Source organism: Achromobacter insolitus, from assembly GCF_002209555.1.
GTDB classification, from domain to species: Bacteria; Pseudomonadota; Gammaproteobacteria; order Burkholderiales; family Burkholderiaceae_B; genus Achromobacter; species Achromobacter insolitus.
The window spans coordinates 683,642-707,433 of record NZ_NJIF01000003.1 but is presented as its reverse complement, the minus strand read 5'-3'; the positions used below and the strand labels follow the sequence as shown (position 1 = coordinate 707,433).

The 23,792-nt window shown below is 65.6% G+C and carries 22 protein-coding genes; 12 read left to right on the top strand and 10 right to left on the bottom strand.

Annotated features, from left to right (window positions below; translation table 11 throughout):
• Window positions 1–66 precede the first annotated feature (66 nt).
• The 9 genes from CEY08_RS13420 to CEY08_RS13380 all read left to right on the top strand — a co-directional run bounded on the left by CEY08_RS13420 (window position 67) and on the right by CEY08_RS13380 (window position 10,165).
• Window positions 67–1,644 (top strand): ABC transporter substrate-binding protein, encoded by a 1,578-nt coding sequence (locus CEY08_RS13420; RefSeq protein ID WP_076813141.1) that lies wholly within the window; start codon window positions 67–69, stop codon window positions 1,642–1,644.
• A gap of 12 nt (window positions 1,645–1,656) precedes the next feature.
• The gene (locus CEY08_RS13415; RefSeq protein WP_063640797.1) at window positions 1,657–2,625 is read left to right on the top strand and encodes an ABC transporter permease; all 969 of its coding nucleotides are present in this window, start codon (window positions 1,657–1,659) and stop codon (window positions 2,623–2,625) included.
• Window positions 2,622–3,524 (top strand): ABC transporter permease, encoded by a 903-nt coding sequence (locus tag CEY08_RS13410; protein WP_076813143.1) that lies wholly within the window; start codon window positions 2,622–2,624, stop codon window positions 3,522–3,524. Before CEY08_RS13415 ends, CEY08_RS13410 begins: the two co-directional genes overlap by 4 nt.
• Window positions 3,521–4,522 carry an ABC transporter ATP-binding protein gene (locus CEY08_RS13405; protein WP_076813145.1) on the top strand — a complete coding sequence of 334 codons (1,002 nt, stop codon included), beginning with the start codon at window positions 3,521–3,523 and terminating at the stop codon, window positions 4,520–4,522. The genes CEY08_RS13410 and CEY08_RS13405 overlap by 4 nt, the downstream gene beginning before the upstream one ends.
• On the top strand, window positions 4,519–5,541 hold the full coding sequence (locus tag CEY08_RS13400) for an ABC transporter ATP-binding protein (protein ID WP_042793376.1): 1,023 nt from the start codon (window positions 4,519–4,521) through the stop codon (window positions 5,539–5,541). Before CEY08_RS13405 ends, CEY08_RS13400 begins: the two co-directional genes overlap by 4 nt.
• 28 nt (window positions 5,542–5,569) lie before the next feature.
• Window positions 5,570–7,225, top strand: a complete 1,656-nt coding sequence (locus tag CEY08_RS13395; protein ID WP_076813147.1) for an amidohydrolase — start codon at window positions 5,570–5,572, stop codon at window positions 7,223–7,225.
• Between the two features lies 1 nt (window position 7,226).
• Window positions 7,227–8,198: a CobW family GTP-binding protein gene (locus CEY08_RS13390; protein ID WP_076813149.1), complete on the top strand. Its 972-nt coding sequence runs from the start codon at window positions 7,227–7,229 to the stop codon at window positions 8,196–8,198.
• A 124-nt stretch (window positions 8,199–8,322) separates the two neighbouring features.
• Entirely contained in the window at window positions 8,323–8,715 is a 393-nt protein-coding gene (locus tag CEY08_RS13385; RefSeq protein ID WP_076813152.1) for a nuclear transport factor 2 family protein, read from the top strand.
• Window positions 8,716–8,749: 34 nt separating this feature from the next.
• Window positions 8,750–10,165 (top strand): NAD(P)/FAD-dependent oxidoreductase, encoded by a 1,416-nt coding sequence (locus tag CEY08_RS13380; RefSeq protein ID WP_063640791.1) that lies wholly within the window; start codon window positions 8,750–8,752, stop codon window positions 10,163–10,165.
• Here the strand turns inward: CEY08_RS13380 and pdxR are convergent.
• From pdxR to CEY08_RS13345, 7 genes are all read right to left on the bottom strand, one after another.
• Window positions 10,145–11,725, bottom strand: coding sequence for a MocR-like pyridoxine biosynthesis transcription factor PdxR (gene pdxR / locus CEY08_RS13375; protein ID WP_063959673.1), 1,581 nt, complete (start codon window positions 11,723–11,725; stop codon window positions 10,145–10,147). The two genes, CEY08_RS13380 and pdxR, sit on opposite strands and share 21 nt — an antisense overlap.
• A gap of 107 nt (window positions 11,726–11,832) precedes the next feature.
• Complete coding sequence (locus CEY08_RS13370) at window positions 11,833–12,660, bottom strand: ABC transporter permease subunit (RefSeq protein WP_063640789.1); 828 nt, start codon at window positions 12,658–12,660, stop codon at window positions 11,833–11,835.
• Window positions 12,653–13,486 carry a taurine ABC transporter ATP-binding protein gene (locus tag CEY08_RS13365; protein WP_063640788.1) on the bottom strand — a complete coding sequence of 278 codons (834 nt, stop codon included), beginning with the start codon at window positions 13,484–13,486 and terminating at the stop codon, window positions 12,653–12,655. Before CEY08_RS13365 ends, CEY08_RS13370 begins: the two co-directional genes overlap by 8 nt.
• Before the next feature lie 90 nt (window positions 13,487–13,576).
• Complete coding sequence (tauA, locus tag CEY08_RS13360; protein WP_042793380.1) at window positions 13,577–14,605, bottom strand: taurine ABC transporter substrate-binding protein; 1,029 nt, start codon at window positions 14,603–14,605, stop codon at window positions 13,577–13,579.
• Window positions 14,606–14,937: 332 nt separating this feature from the next.
• The gene (folE, locus tag CEY08_RS13355; RefSeq protein WP_042793382.1) at window positions 14,938–15,483 is read right to left on the bottom strand and encodes a GTP cyclohydrolase I FolE; all 546 of its coding nucleotides are present in this window, start codon (window positions 15,481–15,483) and stop codon (window positions 14,938–14,940) included.
• 106 nt (window positions 15,484–15,589) lie between these two features.
• A complete protein-coding gene (locus tag CEY08_RS13350; RefSeq protein ID WP_042793383.1) occupies window positions 15,590–16,246 on the bottom strand; it encodes a response regulator in 657 nt (218 codons plus the stop codon).
• Window positions 16,243–17,661, bottom strand: a complete 1,419-nt coding sequence (locus CEY08_RS13345) for a cache domain-containing protein (protein ID WP_063640786.1) — start codon at window positions 17,659–17,661, stop codon at window positions 16,243–16,245. The genes CEY08_RS13350 and CEY08_RS13345 overlap by 4 nt, the downstream gene beginning before the upstream one ends.
• 315 nt (window positions 17,662–17,976) lie before the next feature.
• Here CEY08_RS13345 and CEY08_RS13340 point away from each other — a divergent pair, with 315 nt between their 5' ends.
• Both CEY08_RS13340 and CEY08_RS13335 read left to right on the top strand, forming a co-directional pair.
• Window positions 17,977–20,058, top strand: coding sequence for a carbon starvation CstA family protein (locus CEY08_RS13340; protein WP_042793385.1), 2,082 nt, complete (start codon window positions 17,977–17,979; stop codon window positions 20,056–20,058).
• 19 nt (window positions 20,059–20,077) lie between these two features.
• Complete coding sequence (locus CEY08_RS13335; RefSeq protein ID WP_088155544.1) at window positions 20,078–20,290, top strand: YbdD/YjiX family protein; 213 nt, start codon at window positions 20,078–20,080, stop codon at window positions 20,288–20,290.
• Between the two features lie 57 nt (window positions 20,291–20,347).
• Here the strand turns inward: CEY08_RS13335 and CEY08_RS13330 are convergent, their stop codons facing one another.
• Window positions 20,348–21,523, bottom strand: coding sequence for an MFS transporter (locus tag CEY08_RS13330; protein WP_076813154.1), 1,176 nt, complete (start codon window positions 21,521–21,523; stop codon window positions 20,348–20,350).
• 191 nt (window positions 21,524–21,714) lie between these two features.
• Between CEY08_RS13330 and CEY08_RS13325 the strand changes: the two genes are divergently transcribed.
• Entirely contained in the window at window positions 21,715–22,266 is a 552-nt protein-coding gene (locus tag CEY08_RS13325; RefSeq protein ID WP_042793386.1) for a Dps family protein, read from the top strand.
• Window positions 22,267–22,341: 75 nt separating this feature from the next.
• On the opposite strand, the gene CEY08_RS13320 is transcribed toward CEY08_RS13325, so the two are convergent.
• Window positions 22,342–22,842, bottom strand: a complete 501-nt coding sequence (locus CEY08_RS13320) for a hypothetical protein (RefSeq protein WP_076813156.1) — start codon at window positions 22,840–22,842, stop codon at window positions 22,342–22,344.
• 7 nt (window positions 22,843–22,849) lie between these two features.
• Window positions 22,850–23,758: a LysR family transcriptional regulator gene (locus CEY08_RS13315; RefSeq protein WP_076813159.1), complete on the bottom strand. Its 909-nt coding sequence runs from the start codon at window positions 23,756–23,758 to the stop codon at window positions 22,850–22,852.
• Window positions 23,759–23,792 lie beyond the last annotated feature (34 nt).

The following is a 23,792-nucleotide window of genomic DNA, read 5'->3' as shown; positions in this document are numbered from 1 at the left end:
GCCAGGACCCGCGGGCTCGCTACGCTACCCCCAAAGGCCATCCGATAGAACATCAAGGGGTAGAACATGCGCAGCGCAAAGAAATGCCTGACCACGATACTGACCGCGTTGGCCTTGGTGAATGGAGCCATGGCCGCGGACGCGCCCAAGCCCGGCGGCACGCTGGTGATAGGTTCGACGCAAGTGCCACGGCACCTGAACGGCGCGGTCCAGTCGGGCACGGCAACCGCCTTGCCCAGCGCGCAACTGTTCGCCAGCCTGCTGCGTTATGACGACGATTGGAAGCCGCAGCCGTATCTGGCGCAGTCCTGGGAATTGGCGTCGGACGGCAAGTCGCTGACCCTGCACCTGCGCCAAGACGCCGTGTTCCACGACGGCAAGCCAGTGACCTCGGCCGACGTGGCGTTTTCCGTCATGGCGGTCAAGAAGAACCATCCATTCCAGACCATGCTCGCGCCAGTGGAGGCGGTGGACACGCCGGACCCCTACACGGTGGTGCTGCGCATGAGCAAACCGCATCCAGCCATTCTGCTGGCGTTGTCGCCCGCCCTGATGCCAGTGCTGCCCAAGCATATCTACGACGACGGCCAGGACCTGAAGAACCATCCGCGCAACTCGGCCGACGTGGTTGGATCGGGGCCGTTCAAGTTCAAGGAATTCAAGCCGGGACAGGAGATCGTGCTGGAGAAGTTCGACAAGTTCTTCCTGCCCGGCAAGCCCTATCTGGACCGCATCGTGGTGAAGATCAATCCCGATGCCACCAATCTGCTGATCGGCCTGGAGCGCGGGGATATCGCCGCCTTGCCCTTCATGACCGAGCCCACCATCCTGAGGCGCGCCAAGGATAATCCGGCCATCGCCATGACCAGCAAGGGCTACGAAGGCATAGGCGCCTTGAGCTGGCTGGCTTTCAATACGGCGCGCAAGCCGCTCAACGATGTAAGGGTGCGGCAGGCCATCGCTTACGCCACCGACAAGGGCTTCATCACCAAGGCCTTGAATGCCGGTTTCGCCAAGCCCGCGGACGGCCCCATCATCGGCACCAGCCCGTTCGCCACGCCGGACGTGGTGAAGTATCCGCTGGACCTGAAGAAGTCCGAACAATTGCTCGAAGAGGCGGGTTTCAAAAAGGATGGCAAGGGCGAGCGCCTGTCGCTGACGGTGGACTACATGCCCGGTTCCGACGTACAGGGCAAGAACGTGGCGGAGTACCTGCGCAGCCAGCTGAAGAAGGTGGGCATCGCGGTGCAGGTGCGCGCGTCGCCGGACTTCCCGACCTGGGCCAAGCGCATCGCCAGCAAGGACTTCGACATGACCACCGACATCGTCTTCAACTGGGGCGATCCGGTCATAGGCGTGCACCGCACGTATCTGTCCAGCAATATCCGCGACATCATCTGGACCAACACGCAGTCCTATTCCAATCCCAAGGTGGATGAACTGCTGGAGCAGGCCGGCACGGAAACCGACGTGGACAAGCGTCGCGCGCTGTACGCCGAGTTCCAGCGCCTGGTCACGACCGACGTGCCCATCGATTTCCTGACGGTGATTCCGTACCACACCTTGTCGTCGAAGAAGGTGCACGGCTTGCCGGATGGAATATGGGGCGTCATGTCGCCCATGGACGATACCTATCTGCAGTAGGGCGGAGTTGCCATGACGCGCTATCTCTTGCGTCGCCTTGCCTACGCGCTGGTGCTGCTGCTGGCGGTGGTGACGCTGAACTTCCTGCTGATCCATGTCTCGCCGGGCGATCCCGTCGAGACCATTGCGGGTTCGATGGGCGGCATCAGCGAAGAGTTGCGGGCACAGTTGCGCGCGCAATACGGACTGGACAAGCCCTTCCTGACGCAGCTGGGCATCTACCTGATGCAGGTGCTGCGCGGCGACTTGGGCTATTCCTACTTTTTCAACGTCCCGGTGGCGCAATTGATCTGGGACCGCGTTCCCGCGACGCTGCTGCTGGTGGTGACCTCGGTGCTGAGCGCCTTCCTGGCCGGCACGTTGCTGGGCACGCTGGCCGCCCGCAAGCCCAACGGGCCGCTGTCGCAGGGCATCACGCTGCTGTCGGTGGTGGGCTATTCCGCGCCAGTATTCTGGACCGGCATCATCCTCATCATCCTGTTTGCCTCCGTGCTGCCGATATTTCCGGTGTCGGACATGCGGTCGGCAGGCGGTCCGCAGGACGGCTGGGCGGGAGTGCTGGACGTATTGCATCACCTGGTGCTGCCGGCTTTCACGCTGGCGTTCGTCTACCTGGCGCAGTACAGCCGGCTGGCTCGCGCCAGCGTCATGGAGGCGCTGTCGGCCGACTACATCCGCACGGCGCGCGCCAAGGGCCTGCCAGAACGGTCGGTGCTCTACAAGCACGCGCTGCGCAACGGCGTGCTGCCGGTCGTGACCATGCTGGGCCTGCAGTTTGGCAATGTGCTGGCGGGCGCGATCCTGGTCGAGACAGTCTTCAACTGGCCCGGGCTGGGCCGCCTGGCGTTCGACTCCGTGCTCAGGCGCGACTACCCGACGCTGCTGGGGATCCTGCTGTTTGCGTCGTTGCTGGTGGTCGTGATGAATCAGCTTACCGATCTGGCCTACCGCCTGATCGATCCCAGGATCAAGACCTCATGAGCCAGACTCCTCCCGCCATGCCGGTTGCCGCCCTGCCAGCCCAGGCGGCGCGCCCGCCGGCCCGTCCCTCATACGAGGCCTTGCGCGTCTTTGCGCGCAATCCCTCCGCGCTTGCCGGGGTGCTGCTGCTTGCCGTCATTCTGGCGGTGACGATCTTCGGGCCCATGATGATGGAGGCCGACCCCTTCGAGATCGCGGGCGCGCCGATGACCCCGCCGGGCGCGGACGCGGTGCTGGGCACCGACTATCTGGGCCGTGATGTGCTGACGGGCATGGTCTATGGGGGCCGCGCCACGCTGCTGGTCGGCGTGGTGGCGGCGGTGCTTTCCATGGCCATCGGCCTGACGGTGGGGGCGCTTGCAGGCTACTACGGCGGCTGGATCGACGAAACCCTGATGCGCATCACGGAGTTCTTCCAGGTGCTGCCAACCTTGCTGTTCGCCATGGTGCTGGTGACGTTGTTTTCGCCGTCGCTGGCGACGATATCGGTTGCGATCGGAGTGGTGAGCTGGCCCGGCACTGCCCGGCTGGCGCGGGGCGAATTCCTGCGTCTCAAGCGCCGCGAGTATGTATTGGCGGAGCGGGTGATAGGCGCAGGGGACGCGCGCATCATCTGGAGGGTCATCCTGCCCAATGCACTCGCGCCCCTGATTGTGTCCGCGACGCTCGCGATCGGCATGGCGATCCTGTTCGAGGCGGGGCTGTCGTTTCTCGGGCTGGGCGACCCCAACATCATGAGCTGGGGTTTGATGATAGGCAGCAACCGGCCTTACATCCTGACGGCGTGGTGGGCCGTGACCCTGCCAGGCGCCGCCATTTTTCTGACCGTGCTGGCCGTCAGCCTGATCGGCGATGGGCTGAACGATGCGTTGAATCCCAATTCGCGGGGGCGGGCATGAATGAAGCGGTGCAATCCCCGGTGCTGGAGGTCGATAGCCTGAGCCTGGAATTCCAGGCGCGCGGCCGCGTGGCCGAGGTGCTTAGCGCGGTGAGCTTCGACCTGAATCCCGGCGAGACCTTATGCCTGGTGGGCGAATCCGGCTGCGGCAAGAGCATGACCGCGCTGGCCATCATGCGGCTGATCCCGGCCCCCGGACGTATCGGCGCCGGCAGCGTGCGCCTGCGCGGCGACGATCTGGCGGGCCATGACGAAGAGGCCATGCGCCGCGTGCGCGGCAACAAGATCTCCATGATCTTCCAGGAGCCCATGACGGCGTTGAATCCGGTGTACACGGTGGGCGACCAGATTGCGGAGCCCCTGAGGCTGCATCAGGGGCTGAGCAAGAGCCAGGCCCGCGAGCGCGCGATCGAAATGCTGAAATCGGTGGGCATACCCCTGCCGCAACGACGCGTGGACGATTATCCGCACCAGATGTCGGGCGGCATGCGGCAGCGGGTGATGATCGCGATTGCGCTGGCCTGCGATCCGGACGTGTTGATTGCGGATGAGCCGACTACCGCGCTGGACGTCACGGTCCAGGCGCAGATCTTCGATCTGCTGCGCGAGCAACAGGCGCGGCGCGGCACCGCGGTGCTGCTGATTACGCACGACATGGGTGCCGTCTCGGAAATGGCCGACCGCGTGGTGGTGATGTATGGCGGACGGGTGGTCGAGCAGGGGGGCGTGCGCGAGATCCTGGCGCATCCCAGGCATCCCTATACGCAAGGATTGATCGCCTGCCTGCCCGAACTGGACCGGGAGCCCGACGACTTGCGGCCCGATCTGCCCGAAATCCCTGGCGTGGTGCCCTCGATCTGGGAGCGCGGCGCGGGCTGTCCATTCATGGAGCGTTGCGGGCAGGCCATGGCGCGCTGCCGCGACGAGTTTCCGCCACTGACCCGAGTGGGCGAGGGGCAGGAGGTTGCCTGTTGGCTTTATCCGGAGGCCGCGCGATGACGACACCGCAATCCCCCGCCTTGCTGTCCGTGCGCGATCTGGCTGTCCACTTTCCGATCGGCGGCCGTGGACGCGACGGCAAGCAGGCAGTCGTGAAGGCGGTCGATGGTGTTTCCTTCGATCTGCAGCGCGGGCGCACCCTGGCGATCGTGGGCGAGTCCGGGTCGGGCAAGACGACCACCGCCTTGTCGGTATTGCGCCTGGCCGATCCGACCGCGGGCTCGATCCACTTTGACGGCACCGATCTGACCGCGTTGAACGGCTCGGCCTTGCGCCGCATGCGGCGGCGGGTGCAACTGGTGTTCCAGGATCCGTACTCTTCGCTCAATCCGCGCCAGCGCGCGGGCGACATCGTGCGTTCGCCGCTGGATCTGATGGGCATCGATCCGCCCGGAGGGCGCGAGGCGCGGGTGGCCCGAATGTTCGAGCTGGTGGGCCTGCGCCCGGAACAGCGCCAACTGTTTCCACACCAGTTTTCCGGGGGGCAGCGACAGCGGCTGAACGTGGCCAGGGCGCTGGCCAGCGCGCCGGACCTGATCGTCTGCGACGAGCCGGTTTCGGCCCTGGACATTGCCATCCGCGCCCAGATCCTGAATCTGTTGCGACGGATCCAGCGAGAGCACGGGCAGTCGTTTCTGTTCATCTCGCACGACATGGCGGTGGTCGAACACATCTGCGACGACATCGCCGTAATGTACCTGGGCAAGATCATCGAGCAGGCCCCGCGCAATGCCTTCTTCACGCGTCCGCTGCACCCCTATAGCGTCGCCCTGATGTCGGCGGTGCCGACAGTGAAGGGCGGACGTGAACTTGCGGCGCGCCGCGTCCGGCTGGCGGGGGATCCGCCCAGCCCGGTCGATCCGCCGCCGGGCTGCCGCTTTGCCGGCCGTTGCCCAGCCGCGCAGCCTTTGTGCGCCACGCGCGAGCCGGCGTTGCATGAGATTGCCCCAGGCCACCGCGTGGCCTGCCATTTTGTCGAGTCCCGCAATGGCGTCGTGGTGGCGCCGCTGCAGGGATGAGCCCACTTCCTATCAGAAGGACAGCCAGATGAGCCACAGCAACGGCCGGACCACGATCTATGCGGCGCGCAGCATCCTGACCATGAATCCGATGCAGCCCCGCGCCACGCATGTGGCGGTGCGCGAGGGCCGCATCCTCGGCGTGGGCAGCCGGGAAGACCTGGCGGGCTGGGGCGCAGCCCACCTGGACGACCGCTACGCCGACAAAGTGCTGATGCCGGGCCTGGTGGAAGGGCATTGCCATCTGCCGGAAGGCGGCATGTGGAAGTTTGTCTACGTGGGTTACTACGACCGGCGCGGGCCCGATGGCCGGCTATGGGAGGGCTTGAAGAGTTTCGAGGCCGTCGCCGCCCGGCTGCGAGAGGCCGAGCGCGCCTTGCCGCAAGGCGAAACGCTGATAGGCTGGGGATTCGATCCGATCTTCTTCGACGGCACGCGCATGCGCGCGCAGGACCTGGACGCCGTGTCCGCCGAACGGCCGGTGGTGGTCATGCACGCGAGCATGCACTTGATGAACGTGAATACGACCATGCTGGCGCGCGCCGGCATAGATCGCGATACCGACATCGAGGGCGTTACGCGCATGGAGGACGGGCGGCCCAGCGGCGAGCTTTGCGAGTTCGCGGCGATGTTTCCGGTCATGCGCCTGATAGGCAGTCCGTTCCGCACGGTAGGCGTATCGGAAGAGGGCCTGCGCATGTTCGGCAAGGTGGCGCAATGGGCGGGTGTTACCACCGCCACGGATCTGGTCAATGAACTGGGCGACGAGGGACTGGCGACGTTGGCGCGCATCACCGCCGAGCCGGACTATCCCGTGCGCATCGTGCCGGCCGCATCCGCGCTGACATACGCGGGGGATCCGGCGCGGTGTCTGGCCAAGCTGGCGGATGCGCGGCGACTAAACAACGACAAGCTGCATCTGGGCATGGTCAAGCTGGTGGTGGACGGTTCGATCCAGGGCTTCACGGCCAGACTGCGCTGGCCGGGCTACTACAACGGCGCGCCCAATGGCATTTGGGTGATCGCGCCGTCTGAGCTGGACGCCCTGGTCCAGGCCTATCACGACGCCGGCGTGCAACTGCACATCCACACCAATGGCGACGAAGCGACCGAGCTCGCGATCGACGCAGTGGACCGCGCACTGCGCCGCAGCCCGCGGCGAGACCACCGCCATACGCTGCAGCACTGTCAGATGGCGGATGCGGCGCAGTTCCGGCGCATGGCCAGCCTGGGCATGTGCGCCAACCTGTTCACCAACCACATTTTCTATTGGGGCGATGCGCACCGCGCCTTGACGATGGGGCCGGATCGCGCCAACCGCATGGATGCCTGCGCCTCGGCCGCGCGCGCGGGCGTGCCGTTCTCGATCCATTCGGACGCGCCGATCACGCCGCTTGCACCCTTGTTCACCGCCTGGTGCGCGGTGAACCGCCAGACGTCCTCGGGCCGCGTGCTCGGTGAGTCCGAGCGCATCGGCGTGGAAGCTGCCCTGCATGCCGTGACGCTGGGCGCCGCCTACACCTTGCACCTGGACCATCTGGTCGGTTCCATCGAGATCGGCAAGCATGCCGATTTCTGCGTGCTGCAGGACGATCCCCTGGAAGCGCCGCCCGAAGCGTTGAAGGACGTGCGCGTGCTGGGCACCGTGATAGGCGGCAGGCCGCTGGCGCTGCGGGAGGCCTGACATGGCGCCGCAGGGCGGGGAGCGCATTGCGTTGACGGTGGTGGGCGGATTTCTCGGCGCGGGCAAGACCAGCTTGCTTAACCATGTGCTGGCCAAGAGCCGGCGCCGCGCCGCGGTCCTGGTCAATGATTTTGGCCCGATGGATATCGACGCGGGGCTGGTCGCGCAGCGCACCGACAAGGTGATCCGGCTGGCCAACGGCTGCGTCTGCTGCTCGATGGCCGGCGGTCTGGACGGCGCCCTGGCGCGCGTGCTGGCGCTGGATCCCTTGCCGGAATGGATCGTGATCGAGGCCAGCGGGGTGTCCGATCCGGGCCGCATCGCGCAGGTGGGCATGTCCGACCCCATGCTGCAGCTGGAGGGCGTGGTGGTGCTGGCCGATGCCGCGAACGTGCGCGCGCTGGCGGCGGATCCGTTGCTGGCCGATACGCTGGAACGCCAGCTCAAGGCAGCCGATCTGCTGGTGCTGAACAAGACCGATCTGGTCGCCGCCGAAGAGCTGTCCTCCGTGCGGCAGTGGCTGGCTGTGACGACGCAAGGGACGGCGATGGTCGACGCGCGGGAAGGCCGCGTGGATCTGCGGCAATTGTTTGGCGAGAGCGCCGGCCGCGTCGCGCCGCATGATTGCCTGGGAGGCGCTTGTCGCCATCCCGCGCATGTCCATGCGGCTGCGGGAGGAGACCCCGATCACCCGTTCCAGAGCTGGCTGTGGCGCGCGCCCGCCATCGTGGATGCCGACAAGCTGGCGAGCAGGCTGCGCGAACTGCCCAGGCAGCTGCTGCGCGCCAAGGGCTGGGTGCGCACCGACAGGCATGGCCTGGTGCTGGTCCAGTTTGCCGGGCGGCGGGTGCGTTACGACACGCAGGCCCGGCCGCCGGCCAATCTGGAGGCGCCGTCGTTGGTGATGATCGGGATGCGCGGCGCCATCGATCCCGATGACGTGGACGCGTGGTTGGCGCCGGCCGCGGCTTGAGCCATGGGCGGGTGTCTGGTGCAAGCGATTTTCCATTTCTGGTTCTAGACCCTGCTGGGGGCCTCACTTACCTTGGATCCTGAATGCTGGCGCATGCCGCGCCGGTATCTACCGGAGGTACGCAATGCAGAAGACCGTCACCGCGGACATGTTGGCCGAATTCGCGGCGGCCTGGAACCGCCACGATATCGATGCCCTGATGTCCTTCATGAGCGACGACTGTGTGTTCGAGACCGTGGCCGGACCAGAGCGTTGGGGCGCGCGGCACACCGGGCGCGATGCCGTGCGAGCCGCTTTTGCGGCAGCCTGGGCTAGCTTTCCCGACGCCCAGTGGAGCAACGGACGGCATTGGGTCGCGGGCGACAGGGGCGTGTCTGAATCCACCTTCAGCGGCACTGCCGCCGATGGCACCCGGGTAGAGGCGGACATGGTCGACGTCTTTACCTTCCATGACGGCAAGATCCGCGTGAAGAACGCCTACCGCAAGCAGCGCCCGGCCTTGCCGGCGCGCCCCTGAGGATGCCCTCCGCCCTTCGCAACCGGAACGCAGCATGGATACTCAAATGTCCTTCCAACCTGAAGGTCCGGCCGCTGTCGGCCGGTCGGCGATCAGCGCGTACAACCCGGCCTACGACCCATTGGTGTCTCCGCCGGGGCGAGGCCAGGACTACGCGCCCACCTATTGGGTCGCGACCGCGGGCGCGCCTCCCGAGGACGACGGTCCCGTCCATGGCGACATCGATGCCGATGTGGTGATCGTGGGCTCGGGCTTCACGGGCCTCTCGGCCGCCCTGACGCTGGCGCGCGATTTCGGCGTGAAGGCCGTGGTGCTGGAGGCGAATCGCGCGGTGTGGGGCTGCACCAGCCGCAACGGCGGGCAGGGACAGAACGCATCGGGGCGCTTGTACCGCTCGCAATGGATCGAGCGCTGGGGCCTTGCGACCGCAAAACGCCTGGACGCAGAGATCCGCGAAGGCTTCGAGTACTGGAAGAGTCTTGTGGCCCAGGTGGATTGCGACGCGCAGCCTGGCGGCCATCTGTACACCGCGCACCGGCAGAAGAAGATGGCGTTCCTGCAGAACGAGGCCCGTGTGATGCGCGAGGCGTTCGGGTACGACACCCGGATCCTCAGCCAGAGCGAGCTGCGCGAGCGCTACGTGAACGACCGCGAGGCGGTGGGCGCGATGCTGGAACCGGACGGTGTGGGCGTCCATCCGCTGAAGCTTGCCTACGGCTATATGCGCCAGGCTCGGGCGCTGGGCGTGCGCATACACCCGGGCAGCCCGGTGCTGGGCTGGCGCGCCGAGAACGGCGGCGTGCGGTTGCAGACCCCGGCCGGGTACGTGCGCGCACGGCGCGTGGCGTTCGCCACGGGAGGCTACACCGCGCAAGGCGTCAACCCCCTGCTGGACAACCGCATCATGCCCGTGCTGTCGAACTCGCTGGTGACCCGGGTGCTGACGCCGGCGGAACGCGATGCCGCCGGCTTGAAAAGCACTGTATTCATCACCGACACGCGGACCCTGCGCTTCTACTACCGGCTGCTGCCGGACGGCCGCATGCAAATAGGCAGCCGCAGCGCCTTGCGCGGCGCCGATGCGCAGCACCCCCGCCACCTGGCCTTGCTGCGCGAAGGGCTGGCGCGCAAATTTCCCACGCTGGCGGGAGTGGATGTCGACTATTCCTGGTGGGGCTGGGTGGACGTGAGCCATGACATGATGCCGCGCGTGACGCAGCCCGATCCGGCGCAGCCGGTCTACTACGCCTTTGGCTACGGCGGCAATGGCGTGGCATTTTCCGCGCATGCGGGCAAACGCCTGGCCCAGCGCATGATGGGCAAGGACGGCGTGGCCTGGGATCTGCCGATCTACGATTCACCTTTGCCGGGGCATATGTTCGCCCCGTTCCGCCGGCTGGGTCAGGGGTTGCTGTACCGTTGGTACTACCTACGAGACGAAGTGCTCTAGCGTGTGCAGATCCGGGCCTTGCGGGGCCTGTTTCGCGTCCGCCGCGCGGCGTTGGCGTTCGACGACCTTGGCCAGCCTGGCGATGCCCGGCTCGATGTGCTCGGGCCGGATGGACGTGAAGCCCACGCGCAGGAAGTTACGCGGAGCGTCGGCGCCGTTCATGAAGAACACGTCGCCCGGCTCGACGACCACGCCTTCAGCCAGGGCCGCTTCGGACAGATCCACGGCATTGAGCCAGGGCGGACCTTGCAGCCAGCATGACGAAGAACCCGTGATCGGGATGACCTTGAAGTCAGGCAGGTGCCGTGCCAGCGCGCGGGCCAGTTCGGTGCCGCGTTCCTGGTAGGCCTGGGATTGGCGGCGCAGCAGCGAATGGTGATGGCCCAGCGAAATGAACAAGGAAAACGCGCGCTGGATGTAGGCAGATGGGTGGCGCAGCATCAGGCGGCGCAGGGCGCGCAGCTCGGCGGTGAGCTCGCGCGGGGCCACGATGTAGCCGATGCGCAACCCCGGCGCGAAGGACTTGGCGAGGCTGCCCACGTAGATCACGCGGCCGTCGCGGTCCAGGCTCTTCAGTGCGGGGATGGCCCCTTCGCCCCAGCGGCTTTCGCTTTCGAAGTCGTCCTCGATGATCAGGCTGTCGGCCTGGCGGGCCAGCGTCAGCAGGCTCTGGCGGCGTTCCATGGACAGCGTGACCGTGGTGGGGCATTGATGGCCAGGCGTGACGAAGAGGTAATCGCAGCCCAGCAGATGGGTGCCGGTGCACAGCCCTTGTTCGTCGACGGGCAAGGGCAGGAGGTTGCGCGTGTGACTGGCGAAGATGTTGCGCGCGTCGGGGTAGCCCGGGTCTTCCATGCCCACCACGGTGTCTTCGTTGACAAGCAGGTCGGCCAACAAGTAGAGCGCATGCTGGGCGCCCACCGTGATGACGATTTCCTCGGCATCCGCCCAGACGCCGCGGCGCGGCAGGACCTGGGTCCGGATCTGTTCAATGAGCGCGGGGTCGTCGTGGGTGATGAGGTCGGGCGCCCAGCTGCGGATGTCCAGCACCGATAGCGCCTTGATGCAGCATTCGCGCCATTCCGCGGTGGGAAACAGGTCCTGGTCGAACTGCGCGTAGACAAAGGGGTAAGGCTGCTTCTGCCAGTCGCGCGGCTTGGTGATGTTGCGCTGGCGGGTCGGGCGAAAGCGCATTCTTTCATCCCAGCGCACGCCGGCCGCGCCGTCGCCGCCGTCGGGCGCCGGGGCGTCCGGTGCAGGGCCGGAATGGCCGCGCATGACCGTGTCGCTGACGAAATGGCCGCTGCGTTCGCGCGACACCAGGTAGCCTTCGCTGACCAGCTGCTGGTAGGCGAACACAACGGTGTTGCGCGCAATGCGCAGCTGATCGGCCAGGTGCCGGCTGGAGGGCACGGGCGTACCGGGCGGCAGGTGGCCGCTGAGGATGGCGGACACCAGCATCTGGCGCACGCACCCTTGCAGGCTGAGGTTGGGCGCGCTTTCCCGCTCAAACAGACGCTCCCACAACACAGGCTTTAGCATCGAGGCCTGGCTGGACATGACGGCTCCTTGTGTAGGCCGCGCAGCCGGTAGCCGCTGCGCAGGCGCCGTTCTTGAGGATAGAGGAGCCGGATAGGGGAGGAAATGAGGGATTGCCCGGGCGGTGTTCAGACCCGTCCCTTCCAGGGAATGGCGAACTTCTCCAGATAGCGGACCAGCAGGTCGAAGGCAAAGGCGAACACGCCGATCACGATAATGCCCATGATGACGGTGTCGCTGGCCAGGAATTGGGCGGCGTTCAGCACCATGAAGCCCAGGCCGCGGTCCGCGGCCACCATCTCGGCCGCCACCAGCGTGGTCCAGCCCACGCCGATGCCGATGCGCATGCCCGTGAAGATTTCCGGCATGGCGGCCTTCAGAATCACGTGCCAGACGATCTGCGCGCGCGTGCCGCCCATCGCGTAGGCCGCATGGATCTGCTCGATGGACACCGAACGCACGCCGGCGCGGGCGGCGATCGCCATGGGTGCGAAGATCGCCAGGTAGATCAGCAGCACCTTCGGGAATTCGCCGATGCCGAACCAGATGATGATCAGTGGCAGATAGGCCAGCGGGGGCAGCGGACGGTAGAACTCGATGGGAGGATCGAAGATGCCGCGCGCATAACGATTCACGCCCATCAGGATGCCCACGGGAATGGCGGTCACGCAGGCCAGGAAGAAGGCGCCGAACACTCGCGACAAGCTGGCCAGCGCATGTTCCGTGAGCGTGGAGTTGGCGACGCCATCGGTCATGGCCGAGACGAACTTGTCGTACACGGCAAAGGGCGAGGGCAGGAACAGCGGCCGCACCCAGCCGGCGCTGGTCACCAGGAACCAGAGTCCGATGAGCGCCAGGCTGGTGATCAGGCTGATGTGGCCGCTGTATCCCGCGCCAGGCGCGCCGTAGACTTTCCCCGGCTGGGCAGGTTTGTGTCCGGGGCGGCTGCTAGCCATGGAAGCCTTGGGGGGAGGAGGCTCGCTCGTCGCCATAGATGATGCCAAGGACTTGTTCGCGCATGGCGATGAAGTCGGGACTGGATTTGATGCTGCGGCCATCGCGGGTCTCCAGGTAGCGCCGGTTGAAGTCAGGCGTGAAGGTGTGCGTGATGCGGCCCGGGCGGGGCGACATGACGATCAGCCGCGAACCCAGAAACAGCGCTTCTTCCACGCTGTGCGTAATGAAGAAGAACATCTTGTTGGTCTGCCGCCAGATATCCAGCAGCAGCTCCTGGATGGTTTCGCGGGTCAGCGCGTCCAGCGCGGCCATGGGCTCGTCCATCAGCAACATGGCAGGGTTGCAGGTCAGCGCGCGCGCAATGCCCACGCGCTGCTGCATGCCGCCGGACAATTGGTAGATCATGTGGCGGTGGAAGTCCTGCAGGCCCACCAGCTCCAGGTTGCGGCGGGCGCGGGCGCGGCGCGTTTCCTTGTCGACTCCTTGCAGCTTCAGGCCGAACTCGGTGTTCTCCAGCACGTTCAGCCACGGCAGCAGGGCGTGTTTCTGGAACACGACGCCGCGGTCGGCGCCCGGTCCCACGATGGGGGCGCCGCCCAGCGTGATCTCACCCTCGGTGGGCGACAGGAAGCCCGCCAGCAGACTGAGCAGGGTCGTCTTGCCGCAGCCCGATGCGCCCAGCGCAACGACGAACTCGCCGGGCTGGATGGTCAGGTTGACGTTTTGCAGCGCAATGACCGGGCCGCTGTCATGCAGGCCAGGGTAGGTGACGCTGACTTTTTCCGCGCACAGGCTTTGCGTGGCGGACGTGGACTGCATGGTCATGCCGGCTCCCCTTGTGGTGGGACGGGCTATACGCAGCCCGGCGCGGCGCGGGGCAGGCGGCGCGGGACCGGCCGCCTGCCGAAGCGCCTGTTACTTCTCGGCGGCACGGGCATACTTGTCCGTGACGTGCGGGCTGTAGTCGGCCAGGGCGCGGTCGATCTGCTTCTGGTCCTTCAGGAACTTGGCGCTGGCGGCGAAGGCCCGCGCGGCGCCCGATTCCTTGCCGCCGCCCAGCCAGACGTTGGAAGCCTGTTCCTGCACGGTCGGGAAGACCAGCAGCTTGAGCGCCTCGACCATGTCCTCGGGTTTGCCGCCGATAAGCTTGACGATACCCTTGATTTGCGGGGAGTCTGCCGTCCATTTGGCGCTATTGGCGCGGTAGTCCGCGTAGGACTTGGCGAGCACGCTGGTGAAAGCGGCCATGAACTTGGGGTTCTTGGCGGCCCAGGCACGGTCGACCACGATGCCGTCGAAGGTCGGCACGCTGGCCGCGCCGATCTGTTCGGAGTCAGCGATGATCTTGCCCGTCTTGGCGATCTCGGTCAGCGCGGGCGGCCAGACGTAGGCGGCGTCGATGTCGCCGCGCTGCCATGCGGCCACGATTTGCGGCGGCTGCATGTTCAGGATGCGCACGTCGCGCGGACTGATTTTCCAGACCTGTTCCAGCCCTACCAGCAGGTGGAAGTGGGAGGTCGACACGAACGGGGTGGCGACCCGCTTGCCCTTCAGGTCGGCGGTGCTGTTGATGCCGGACCCGTTGCGTGCCACCAGCGCTTCGGACTTGCCGATGTTGTCCAGAATCCAGAACAATTCCATATCCACGCCGCGGGTGGCCGCGGCGGTGATGCCGGTGGAGCCCAGCACGCCGACCGGGACGTTGCCCGATGCCAGGGCCGTAGAGATGTCGCCGCCGGAAGTGAACTGGCGCCAGTCCACCTGGTAGCCGGCGTCCTTCAGGGCCTTGTCGAAACTGCCGTCGGCGATTGCCGACAGGAACGGCCCGACGATCAGCTGGTAGCCAACGACCAGCTTGGTCTGGGCATAGGCGGGAGCGGCCAGCAGCGCGGCGGCCAGGCCGGCCAGGGTGCAGCGGCGGATGAGGCGGAATATCGCGTTCATGGAGATCTCCGGGAAGGAACGGCCGCGCTCCGGCGCAACCGGCTGGAATCAGTTTGCCCGGATGGGGCCAGAACGCTAGGGCCAGATAACCGGATCAGTAGGAGCCAAGTGAGGACCCCCACGCTGCGCGCGCTTCGCGCGCTTGCTGCCCCCCGAGGGGGCTGCGCCGCCTTGGGGCGGCCCGGCGGCGGCGCGGCTATTTTTGCGTAGGGGTGCGCTGCGCGCGTTTGGGCGCCTGGTGTCTATCGGGCTGCGCCGCTATTTTTTTGCGCAGGGGGTGCGCTGCGCGGGTCCGCCAGGCTATCTACATCGAAAAAGTCGCGGGGGTCGGGCTAGCGGATGAGGCTGAGGAACTCGGCTCGGGTCGAGGGGTTGTCGTGGAATTCGCCCAGCATGACCGAGGTGACCATGGATGAGTTCTGCTTTTCCACGCCGCGCATCATCATGCACATGTGTTGGGCTTCGATGACTACGGCGACGCCGGCGGCGCCGGTCACGGATTGCACGGCTTCTGCCACCTGGCGGCTGAGGTTTTCCTGGATCTGCAGGCGGCGAGCGTACATCTCGACGATGCGGGCGACCTTGGATAGGCCCAGCACCTTGCCGTTGGGCAGGTAGGCCACGTGGGCCTTGCCGATGAAAGGCAGCATGTGGTGTTCACAGAGCGAATAGAGCTCGATATTCTTGACCAGCACGATCTCGCGGGTGTCGGAAGTAAACAGCGCGCCGTTGACGATTTCATCGAGGTTCTGGCCGTAGCCGCGGCACAGGTGGCGCATGGCTTTGGCCGCGCGAGCCGGCGTATCGGCCAATCCTTCGCGGGACGGATCTTCCCCGAGTTGTTCGAGAATGGCGGTGTAGTGCTTTTCCAATGACATCGGGGACTCCTGGGGGCGGCGCTGGTCGCGGCGCTTTACTGTGTGTAGCGTAGTGACGCAAGTCTACCGCAGCGCGGGGAACGGGTCAGACCGGGGGGGAAGCGAATCAGACTCCTCGGTTTTCCACCGCGTACTTGATCAGCTCCGCCTGGCCGTCTATGCCCAGCTTGCGTTTGATGTTGAGGCGGTGGGTTTCCACCGTGCGCACGGACAGGCCCAGCGCCTGGGCGATCTGTTTGTTGGCTTCGCCGCTGGCAATGTGGCGCAGCACGTCGCGTTCGCGTTGAGTCAGCAGCGTGGCTGGCGCGGTGGCTTGTGACAGGCGGACCGCCACGGCGGCGCTGAAATAGCTGCGGCCCGCCATCACGGCGTCGATGGCCGTCACGATTTCCTGCGCCGGTTCGTCCTTCAGCAGGTAGCCGCGCGCGCCCGCCTTGACGGCCTGCATCATGTATTCAGGGTTGTCATGCATGGACAGCACCAGCACGGCGATCTGGGGATAGCGCTCGTGCAGCAGCGCGGTCAGTTCCAGCCCGCCCACCCCGGGCATGTTCAGGTCCATCAGCACCAGGTGGGGCAGGGTGCCGCCCTGCGGGTCCTCGGCAAGACAGGCGGACAGGAAGGCCTGGGCGGCGGCGGCGTTGCCGGCCTCTCCCACGACCCGAAGCTGCGGCACGGTTTCCAGGCGCAGGCGCAGCCCGTCGCGCACCAGGGGATGGTCGTCTATCAGCAGCAGCCGGACGGCGTCGGGTTTGTCGTTCATGCTTCGGAGCTCGCGGGTAGAGGGGCGGCGGGCAGCGGCAGCCAGGCTTGCAGGACGGTGCCGCGGGAGGTGGAGTGGAAGCTCAGCGTGCCGGACAGCGCGTTCATGCGTTCGCGCATATTGCGCAAGCCGATGCCGCGGCGCGGATCCTGCTGCACTTCCGCATAGTCGAAGCCGCGGCCGTCATCGGCGATGGTCAGCCGCAAGTCGCGCGGAGAGTAGGCCAGCGTCATGTCGGCGCGCGAGGCACCCGCATGGCGGATGACGTTGGTCAGCGCTTCCTGGGTCACGCGGAACAGGGCGGTGGCGTAGGCCTCGGGCAGCTTTACCGGCTGCCCGCTGGTATGCAGGCGGACGGCTAGCGGCGGGGCGCCATCCTGGCTGGGAATGGCGAATTCACGGCCCAGATGCTCCAGGGCGGCCGGCAGGCCCAGGTCGTCCAGCAGGGTGGGCCGCAGATTGTGCGAAATGCGCCGGACTTCGCCCACGGCGGTGTTCAGGCGGTCCAGCGCGCCGCCCAGCGGCGTGTCGATATGGGCCAGCGCGCGCGGCTCGGCCGGCAGCGTTTGTCGCAGCCGTTCCCGCGCGGCTTCCAGCGATAGTTTGATCGATACCAGCACCTGGCTGATGCCGTCATGCAGTTCGCGGGACAGCCGGGCGCGCTCGTCCTCCTGGGAACGGACCAACTGGCGGGCCATCAGGCGCAGCTTGGCGTCGGACTGGCGGTGGTCGCTGATATTCAGGGCCAGGCCGCAGGCGGCCACGCCCAGGATGGATACGGCGGCGATGCCCGCCACCCAGGCGAACATGCTGCGGATATTGGCCTGCGCCGCGGCGTCGATGCGCTCCAGCGCCTGCTGCACGTCGTCCAGGTAGATCCCGGTGCCCAGCATCCAGCCCCAGCGGTCCAGCACGACTACATAGCCCAGCTTTTCCTCGGTCTGGTGGGTGGAGGGCTTTTCCCACAGGTAATGCACCGCCTCGCCATCCTGGCCGCCGCGCCGGGCGGCCGCCAGCAGGTTCTGGATGACCGGCTGGCCTTTGGTGTCACGCAGTTCCCAAAGCTCCTGGCCGACCAGTTCCGGCTGGCGCGGGTGCATCAGGTTGCGGCCCTTCAGGTCGTACACGAAAAAGTAGCCGTCGTGGCCGAATTCCATCTGTGCCAGCAGGTCCAGCGCGCGCTGGCGGGTGGCGTCGTCGTCGGCCGCCGCCTGCAGCGGCGCGATGGCGCTGTAGGCCAGGTTGACGTAATGGCGCAGTTCGCCTTCCTTGCTGGCCAGCCAGGCGCTCTCCACCACCTGCTTCTCGCGCTGAGCGAGCTGCAGGCCCTGCACGTAGACAGCCACCGTGATGGCGGCGACGGCCACCAGCAGGGGCACTGCGGCGAGCAGCAGGATTTTGAGGCGCAGCTTCATGGAGGATTTGTATCAGCGCGAACGCGAATATTGCATTGCAGCAAATGAGCTGCCGTAGTCGGAACAGGGAAATTTCAGCGCCGATTTTACGATTTCCGGCAAATCATGCTGCGGCGCATTGCGTAGTAACACGTAGTGGACTTGCGTAGTTTCGCGCTTGTTGCTGCGTGGTCAAAACGAAATACTAGCGTCCGCGTCGACACGGCGCTGCGTGGACGCGCGCGCGTCTGCCACCCCACAACAATGAGTCTGCCTTCCGCGGGACGATAAAAGCGTTTCACGCCAAAAGCATGGCGGGAGGCTAGAGGAGCACTTATGCAAACCAGCAGTAAGGGACTGGGTCAACACCTGGTCTGGCTGGCGGTTGCGGTACTGGGCGCGTTCGCGCTGGGTACCGTGGCGCTGGCCAGAGGGGAGACCATCAATGCGCTATGGGTGGTTATCGCCGCCGTATGCGTGTACTTGATCGCATACCGTTATTACAGCCGCTTCATTGCCAAGAACGTCTTCCAGCTGGATCCGACGCGCATGACGCCGGCATGGAAGCACAATGACGGCCTGGACTACGTGCCCACCAACAAACACGTGCTGTTCGGCCACCACTTCGCCGCCATTGCAGGCGCCGGCCCCCTGGTGGGCCCGGTGCTGGCCGCGCAGATGGGCTATCTGCCGGGCATGCTGTGGATCCTGGCCGGCGTGGTGTTTGCTGGCGCCGTGCAGGATTTCACCATCCTCTTCATCTCGACCCGCCGCGATGGCCGTTCGCTGGGTGATCTGGTCAAGTCCGAATTGGGCAAGATCCCTGGCGTGATCGCGCTGTTCGGCGCCTTCATGATCATGGTCATTATCCTGGCCGTGCTGGCGCTGATCGTCGTCAAGGCCCTGACGCATTCGCCCTGGGGCACGTTTACGGTTGCCGCGACCATTCCCATTGCATTGTTCATGGGCGTGTACTTGCGCTATATCCGTCCGGGCAAGATTGGCGAAGTGTCCATCATCGGCTTCGTCGGCCTGATGGCCGCCATCACGTTCGGCCAGGACGTGGCTGCGCACCCCGTGATCGGTCCCATGTTCGACTTCGACGGCAAGGGCCTGACCTGGATCCTGATCATCTACGGCTTCATTGCCTCGGTATTGCCGGTATGGCTGTTGCTGGCCCCGCGCGACTACCTGTCGACCTTCCTGAAGATCGGCACCATCGTGGGCCTGGCCATCGGTATCGTCGTGGTCGCGCCCGAGCTGAAGATGCCCGCGCTGACGCAGTTCGTCGACGGCTCCGGCCCGGTGTGGTCGGGCAATCTGTTCCCGTTCCTTTTCATCACCATTGCCTGCGGCGCGGTGTCGGGCTTCCATGCACTGATCTCCTCGGGCACGACGCCCAAGCTGATCGAGAACGAAACCCAGGCTCGCTATATCGGTTATGGCGGCATGCTGATGGAATCCTTCGTGGCCATCATGGCGCTGGTGGCGGCTTGCGTGATCGAGCCGGGCATCTACTACGCCATGAACAGCCCGGCTGCCGTGATCGGCACGACGCCCGACCAGGTTGCCCAGGTCGTATCCAGCTGGGGCTTTGTGGTGACGCCGGCCGATCTGGTCCAGACCGCCAAGGACGTGGGCGAAAGTACCATCATCTCCCGTGCGGGCGGCGCACCCACGCTGGCCGTGGGCATGGCCCACATCCTGCACCAGGCCATCGGCGGCCCGGGCATGATGGCCTTCTGGTACCACTTCGCCATCCTGTTCGAAGCGCTCTTCATCCTGACCGCTGTCGACGCCGGCACCCGGGCGGGCCGCTTCATGCTGCAAGACCTGCTGGGCACCTTCGCCCCGTCGCTCAAGCGCACGGACTCCTTGCCCGCCAACCTGATCGCCACCGGCTTGTGCGTGGCGGCATGGGGCTACTTCCTGTACCAGGGCGTGGTGGATCCGCTTGGAGGCATCAACACGCTGTGGCCGCTGTTCGGCATCGCCAACCAGATGCTGGCTGCGATCGCGCTGACCCTGGGCACGGTAGTGCTGTTCAAGATGAAGCGCGACCGCTACGCCTGGGTGACGGTGCTGCCGACCCTGTGGCTGCTGGCTTGCACGCTGACGGCCGGCTGGCAGAAGCTGTTCCACGCCGACCCCCGCGTCAGCTTCCTGGCGCATGCCGACAAGTACAACGCGGCCATCGCCGAAGGCAAGGTCCTGGCTCCGGCCAAGTCCCTGGGCGAAATGTCGCGCGTGGTGTTCAACGACTACATCAACGCCGGTCTTTGCGCGATCTTCATCTTCGTGGTGGTGAGCATCGTGGTGTTCGGCCTGCGTTCGGTGCAACGCGCGCGCAACGAAAACAAGCCCACCGCGCGCGAAATGCCGTACGAGACGCTGCCGGCCGCCGCCGGCGCGGACTGACGGGAAAGGGAGACGACGCATGCTGTTTTCCAACATGAGTTCCGCGGCCGGCGCCGCCGGCCGCTACCTGGGGCAGACGCTCCGGCTGATGGTCGGCGTGCCGGACTACGAAACATATGTGGCGCACATGCGGCGCACGCACCCTGACCAGGAGCCGATGACTTACGAAGCATTCTTCCGCGAGCGCCAGGACGCGCGCTACGGCGGAAAGAAACGGATCGGCTGCTGCTGATGGAAAGGCCTCGCTTGCGAGGCCTTTTTTTCGTCAGGCGTGCTTAGGGCGCCGCGGTCAGCCGGCCCTTTTGCGCTGCTTCTCGGCGTAGACCAGCAGGGGAACCGCCCCGATGGCGCAAAGCGACATGGCCAGGAACCCGCCCGGCGCATGGCTGCGATACAGCGCGCCACCCAGCTGGATACTGGCAAACATGAAGACCCCGCCCGACAACAAGGCGTAAAGGGCGATGGCCGATGTCTTGATCGCGGCGGGCACGTGGCGCGTGATGTACCACATGATGGCGGCGTTGTTGCCGGCCAGGGTGAAGCACTGCAACAGCTGCAGGGCGGCGATCAGGGTCGGATCGGTGGTGGCGGACAAGCCCGCCCAGCGGATCGCGGTCATGACGGCCGACGTCAGGATCAGCCACTGGGCGCCCGTGCGGGCCAGGATGCGGGGCGCCAGGAAAAAGAACAGGACTTCGCTTGCGACGCCCACGACCCAAAGCAGGGAAATCAGCGCGGTGGACAAGCCGCTGGCGGTCCAGTACAGCGTGGAATAGGAATAGAGAAAGCCATTGCTGGCCTGCACCAGCGAGGCTGCGGCGATGCACAACAGCAGCGGACGGTCGCGCAGGACTTCCAACATGGGCAGGCGCACCGCCAGCGCCGCAGCTTCACCGGCTGCGGGGCGCGCAGCCCGGGGCAAGAGCCGCACGCAGGCCAGACATGCGACGATGAGGAGAATCGACAGCCACATCACCCAGTCGGCGTCGAACGTTTTGATCAGGTAGCCGCCGGCCACGGTCACCACGGCGAATCCCAGAGATCCGCAGGCGCGCATGACGGTATAGGAGCTGCCCTGGCCGCGCCCGCTGGCGATGGCCATGCGGTCCATCAGCGGCAGCACCGCCGGGAAGACGGCGTTGAGCAGCAGGGTAATGGCCAGCAGCCAGGCGGGTGCGGTGCTGAACGGGTAGCAAACGAACAGCGCGAGCGAGGCCGCCAGCGCGCCGGCGATCAGCGCATGCGCGCGGCCGGTCTGATCGGCCAGGTGCGCGACCACCGGCGTGGACAGGATCTTGGGCAGGAAGGACGTGGCGACGATCAGGCCGATCAGGGCGGGATCCAGACCGCGGCTGGCGAACCACAGGGGAAGAAAAGGAATGCTGACTCCCTGCAGGCCGTAGTACAGGAAGTAAAACCCGTGCAGGGCGAGGGCGCCTTGCCTGGGATCGGGATTGCCGCGCATAGCGATGAATGGATCCGGCTGAATGGACGCGGCGTAGCATACTCCTAGCCGGGCGGGATTTCAGGACTGGTGTGGTCTTGATCCAGGACATTGGCAAAAACGCACGGGCGGATTTACGCTAAGGCAGTCGCGGCGCTTGCTCCCTCGCGCCGCGCGTGCGTTTTCACCATCATTCCTAGGAGTTGCGACCCATGGCCAAGAAACTGGATGAGAAGACCACCAAATCCCTGAAAGAGCGGCGCAAGCGTCCGCTGGCTACGCCGACTGACCTGGCGGCAGCAGCCACGCGGGATATCTCCGCCGCCCTGAACCAGATACTGGCCGACGTGTTCGCGCTGTATCTCAAGACCAAGAACTTCCATTGGCACGTCAGCGGGCCCCATTTCCGCGACTATCACCTGCTATTGGACGAGCAGAGCGACCAGCTTTTCGCCATGACGGACCCCATCGCCGAACGCATCCGCAAGATCGGCGGCACCACCCTGCGGTCCATCGGACATATCGCGCGCTCGCAGCGCATCTCGGACAACGATGCGGATTACGTACAGCCGCTGGACATGCTGGCCGAGCTGCGCGAAGACAACAAGGTCCTGGCGGCAGCGCTGCGCGAGGCGCACAACGTTACGGACGAGCATCGCGATATCGCCAGCTCCAGCTTGATCGAGAACTGGATAGATGAGACCGAACGGCGTACTTGGTTCCTGTTCGAAGCCAGCCGGGAAGGGGACTCGACGGGCCATTGACGAGGCGCGCCCTCGCTCCCGGCAGCGCCTCCGGGGCGCATGGCCGGGAGGGGGGCTTTCCCGGTTGCGGCAGTTTCAGCCGTGCTTGCCGAAGCCGCCCTGCGCCCACTCCGAGGCACGCTGCACGTTCAGCTTGTAGTTCGGCGCAACCTGGGTTTGGGCCAGTAGTTCGCCGGATTCGTCGTAGGCGCTCAACACGGCATACGGTTCGTCTTCATCGGGAACGATATCCAGCTTGATGGTCAGGCGGCCGGCGGCGGCGTCGATTCTTACGCTTTTATGCAGCGTTGCGTGCAATTGCTGCTCGTGACGGCGCAGGACTTCCTTGGCCGTCTTGACGAGGGTGATGAAGGCGGGCGAGTCGAGCGGCTTGGGTTTTTTTTTGTCGCGCCCCATGGTCCAGGGGCCGACCAGGGCCGGCTCGGCCTCTCCGTCCATGGTCATTTCCACGGCCCAGCCGTCGTCTTCCTCGTTCTTGATGATCCGGGCGGTCCAGCCGTCATCGCGCCAAAGCGTGGGCCGCTGCTCTTTCTGGTCTTCGGCGGCTTCAATATCCGGTGTGGGGGTGTCGTTCACTGCTGTACTACTCATGGATTCGTTTATTAACCTTTTCGATCAATGCTTCTACCGCCGGCGAGTTGCCCCGCGTACGGAAGGCCAAGGCAAGTTTTACGTCGCGGTCAAAGCGGGTAATGCGACGATACGTGATTCCAGGCGGCGACAGGCTAAGGATGGAATCCGGGGCGAGAACGACGCCGTAGCCTGCTGCTGCCAATGTGACCGCGGACATGAAGTCTTTGACGCGCTGGTAGGGCTTGTCGGGAAAGCCGCCCTGGCGGGCGAGATCCTCCAGGATTTCCGAGAAACCCTCCTGCTCGTCAAACTGCGGGATGATGAAGGATTCGCCCGCCAGATCCTGGGGCACTAGCTCATCCTTCAAACACAGAATGTGATTGTCGGCCATTGCGACGGCGAGATGTTCGACATGCATGACAATGGCGTTCACTCCCGGAGGATACTCCCGGCGGGCCCTGATCACGCCGATATCAATGACGCCATTCTTCAGGCCTTCCAGCTGCGTGGGCGTGTCCATAGGGGCAATCTCCAACTGAACGGCGGGATGCTCCGATCTGAATGCTCTTAACAGCCCGGGCAGGGCTCCACTGGTGACGGCCGAGGCAACAAAGCCCGCTTTCACCACGCCAACGAGGCCCCGCGCAGCGAGCAGACCTATCTGAACGGCCTGGTCGATGTGCTGGAGGGCGATGACCGCGTGAGCATGAAACGCTCTACCCGCGTCGGTCAGAGTGACAGGCTGTCTCTTGTTTCGATGGAGAAGCTTGATGCCCAGCTGAGACTCCAGCTTCTGGATCGCTACGCTCAGAACCGATTGGGAGACGTCCAGCCGATCTGCCGCCTTGGAGAAGTGCAGGCATTCGACCACGGCCACAAAGTACCGGAGCGTGCGGGTCTCAACGTGTTGATCGCTCATGCCAGGTAAGGGGTCGGTAGCGCGGGGGTTGTCA

Bases quoted from the DNA above. Each gene is read 5' to 3' on its own strand.
- CEY08_RS13420 (WP_076813141.1), top strand. From the start codon at position 67: ATGCGCAGCGCAAAGAAATGCCTGACCACGATACTGACCGCGTTGGCC.
- CEY08_RS13415 (WP_063640797.1), top strand. From the start codon at position 1,657: ATGACGCGCTATCTCTTGCGTCGCCTTGCCTACGCGCTGGTGCTGCTG.
- CEY08_RS13410 (WP_076813143.1), top strand. From the start codon at position 2,622: ATGAGCCAGACTCCTCCCGCCATGCCGGTTGCCGCCCTGCCAGCCCAG.
- CEY08_RS13405 (WP_076813145.1), top strand. From the start codon at position 3,521: ATGAATGAAGCGGTGCAATCCCCGGTGCTGGAGGTCGATAGCCTGAGC.
- CEY08_RS13400 (WP_042793376.1), top strand. From the start codon at position 4,519: ATGACGACACCGCAATCCCCCGCCTTGCTGTCCGTGCGCGATCTGGCT.
- CEY08_RS13395 (WP_076813147.1), top strand. From the start codon at position 5,570: ATGAGCCACAGCAACGGCCGGACCACGATCTATGCGGCGCGCAGCATC.
- CEY08_RS13390 (WP_076813149.1), top strand. From the start codon at position 7,227: ATGGCGCCGCAGGGCGGGGAGCGCATTGCGTTGACGGTGGTGGGCGGA.
- CEY08_RS13385 (WP_076813152.1), top strand. From the start codon at position 8,323: ATGCAGAAGACCGTCACCGCGGACATGTTGGCCGAATTCGCGGCGGCC.
- CEY08_RS13380 (WP_063640791.1), top strand. From the start codon at position 8,750: ATGGATACTCAAATGTCCTTCCAACCTGAAGGTCCGGCCGCTGTCGGC.
- pdxR (WP_063959673.1), bottom strand. From the start codon at position 11,725: ATGTCCAGCCAGGCCTCGATGCTAAAGCCTGTGTTGTGGGAGCGTCTG.
- CEY08_RS13370 (WP_063640789.1), bottom strand. From the start codon at position 12,660: ATGGCTAGCAGCCGCCCCGGACACAAACCTGCCCAGCCGGGGAAAGTC.
- CEY08_RS13365 (WP_063640788.1), bottom strand. From the start codon at position 13,486: ATGACCATGCAGTCCACGTCCGCCACGCAAAGCCTGTGCGCGGAAAAA.
- tauA (WP_042793380.1), bottom strand. From the start codon at position 14,605: ATGAACGCGATATTCCGCCTCATCCGCCGCTGCACCCTGGCCGGCCTG.
- folE (WP_042793382.1), bottom strand. From the start codon at position 15,483: ATGTCATTGGAAAAGCACTACACCGCCATTCTCGAACAACTCGGGGAA.
- CEY08_RS13350 (WP_042793383.1), bottom strand. From the start codon at position 16,246: ATGAACGACAAACCCGACGCCGTCCGGCTGCTGCTGATAGACGACCAT.
- CEY08_RS13345 (WP_063640786.1), bottom strand. From the start codon at position 17,661: ATGAAGCTGCGCCTCAAAATCCTGCTGCTCGCCGCAGTGCCCCTGCTG.
- CEY08_RS13340 (WP_042793385.1), top strand. From the start codon at position 17,977: ATGCAAACCAGCAGTAAGGGACTGGGTCAACACCTGGTCTGGCTGGCG.
- CEY08_RS13335 (WP_088155544.1), top strand. From the start codon at position 20,078: ATGCTGTTTTCCAACATGAGTTCCGCGGCCGGCGCCGCCGGCCGCTAC.
- CEY08_RS13330 (WP_076813154.1), bottom strand. From the start codon at position 21,523: ATGCGCGGCAATCCCGATCCCAGGCAAGGCGCCCTCGCCCTGCACGGG.
- CEY08_RS13325 (WP_042793386.1), top strand. From the start codon at position 21,715: ATGGCCAAGAAACTGGATGAGAAGACCACCAAATCCCTGAAAGAGCGG.
- CEY08_RS13315 (WP_076813159.1), bottom strand. From the start codon at position 23,758: ATGAGCGATCAACACGTTGAGACCCGCACGCTCCGGTACTTTGTGGCC.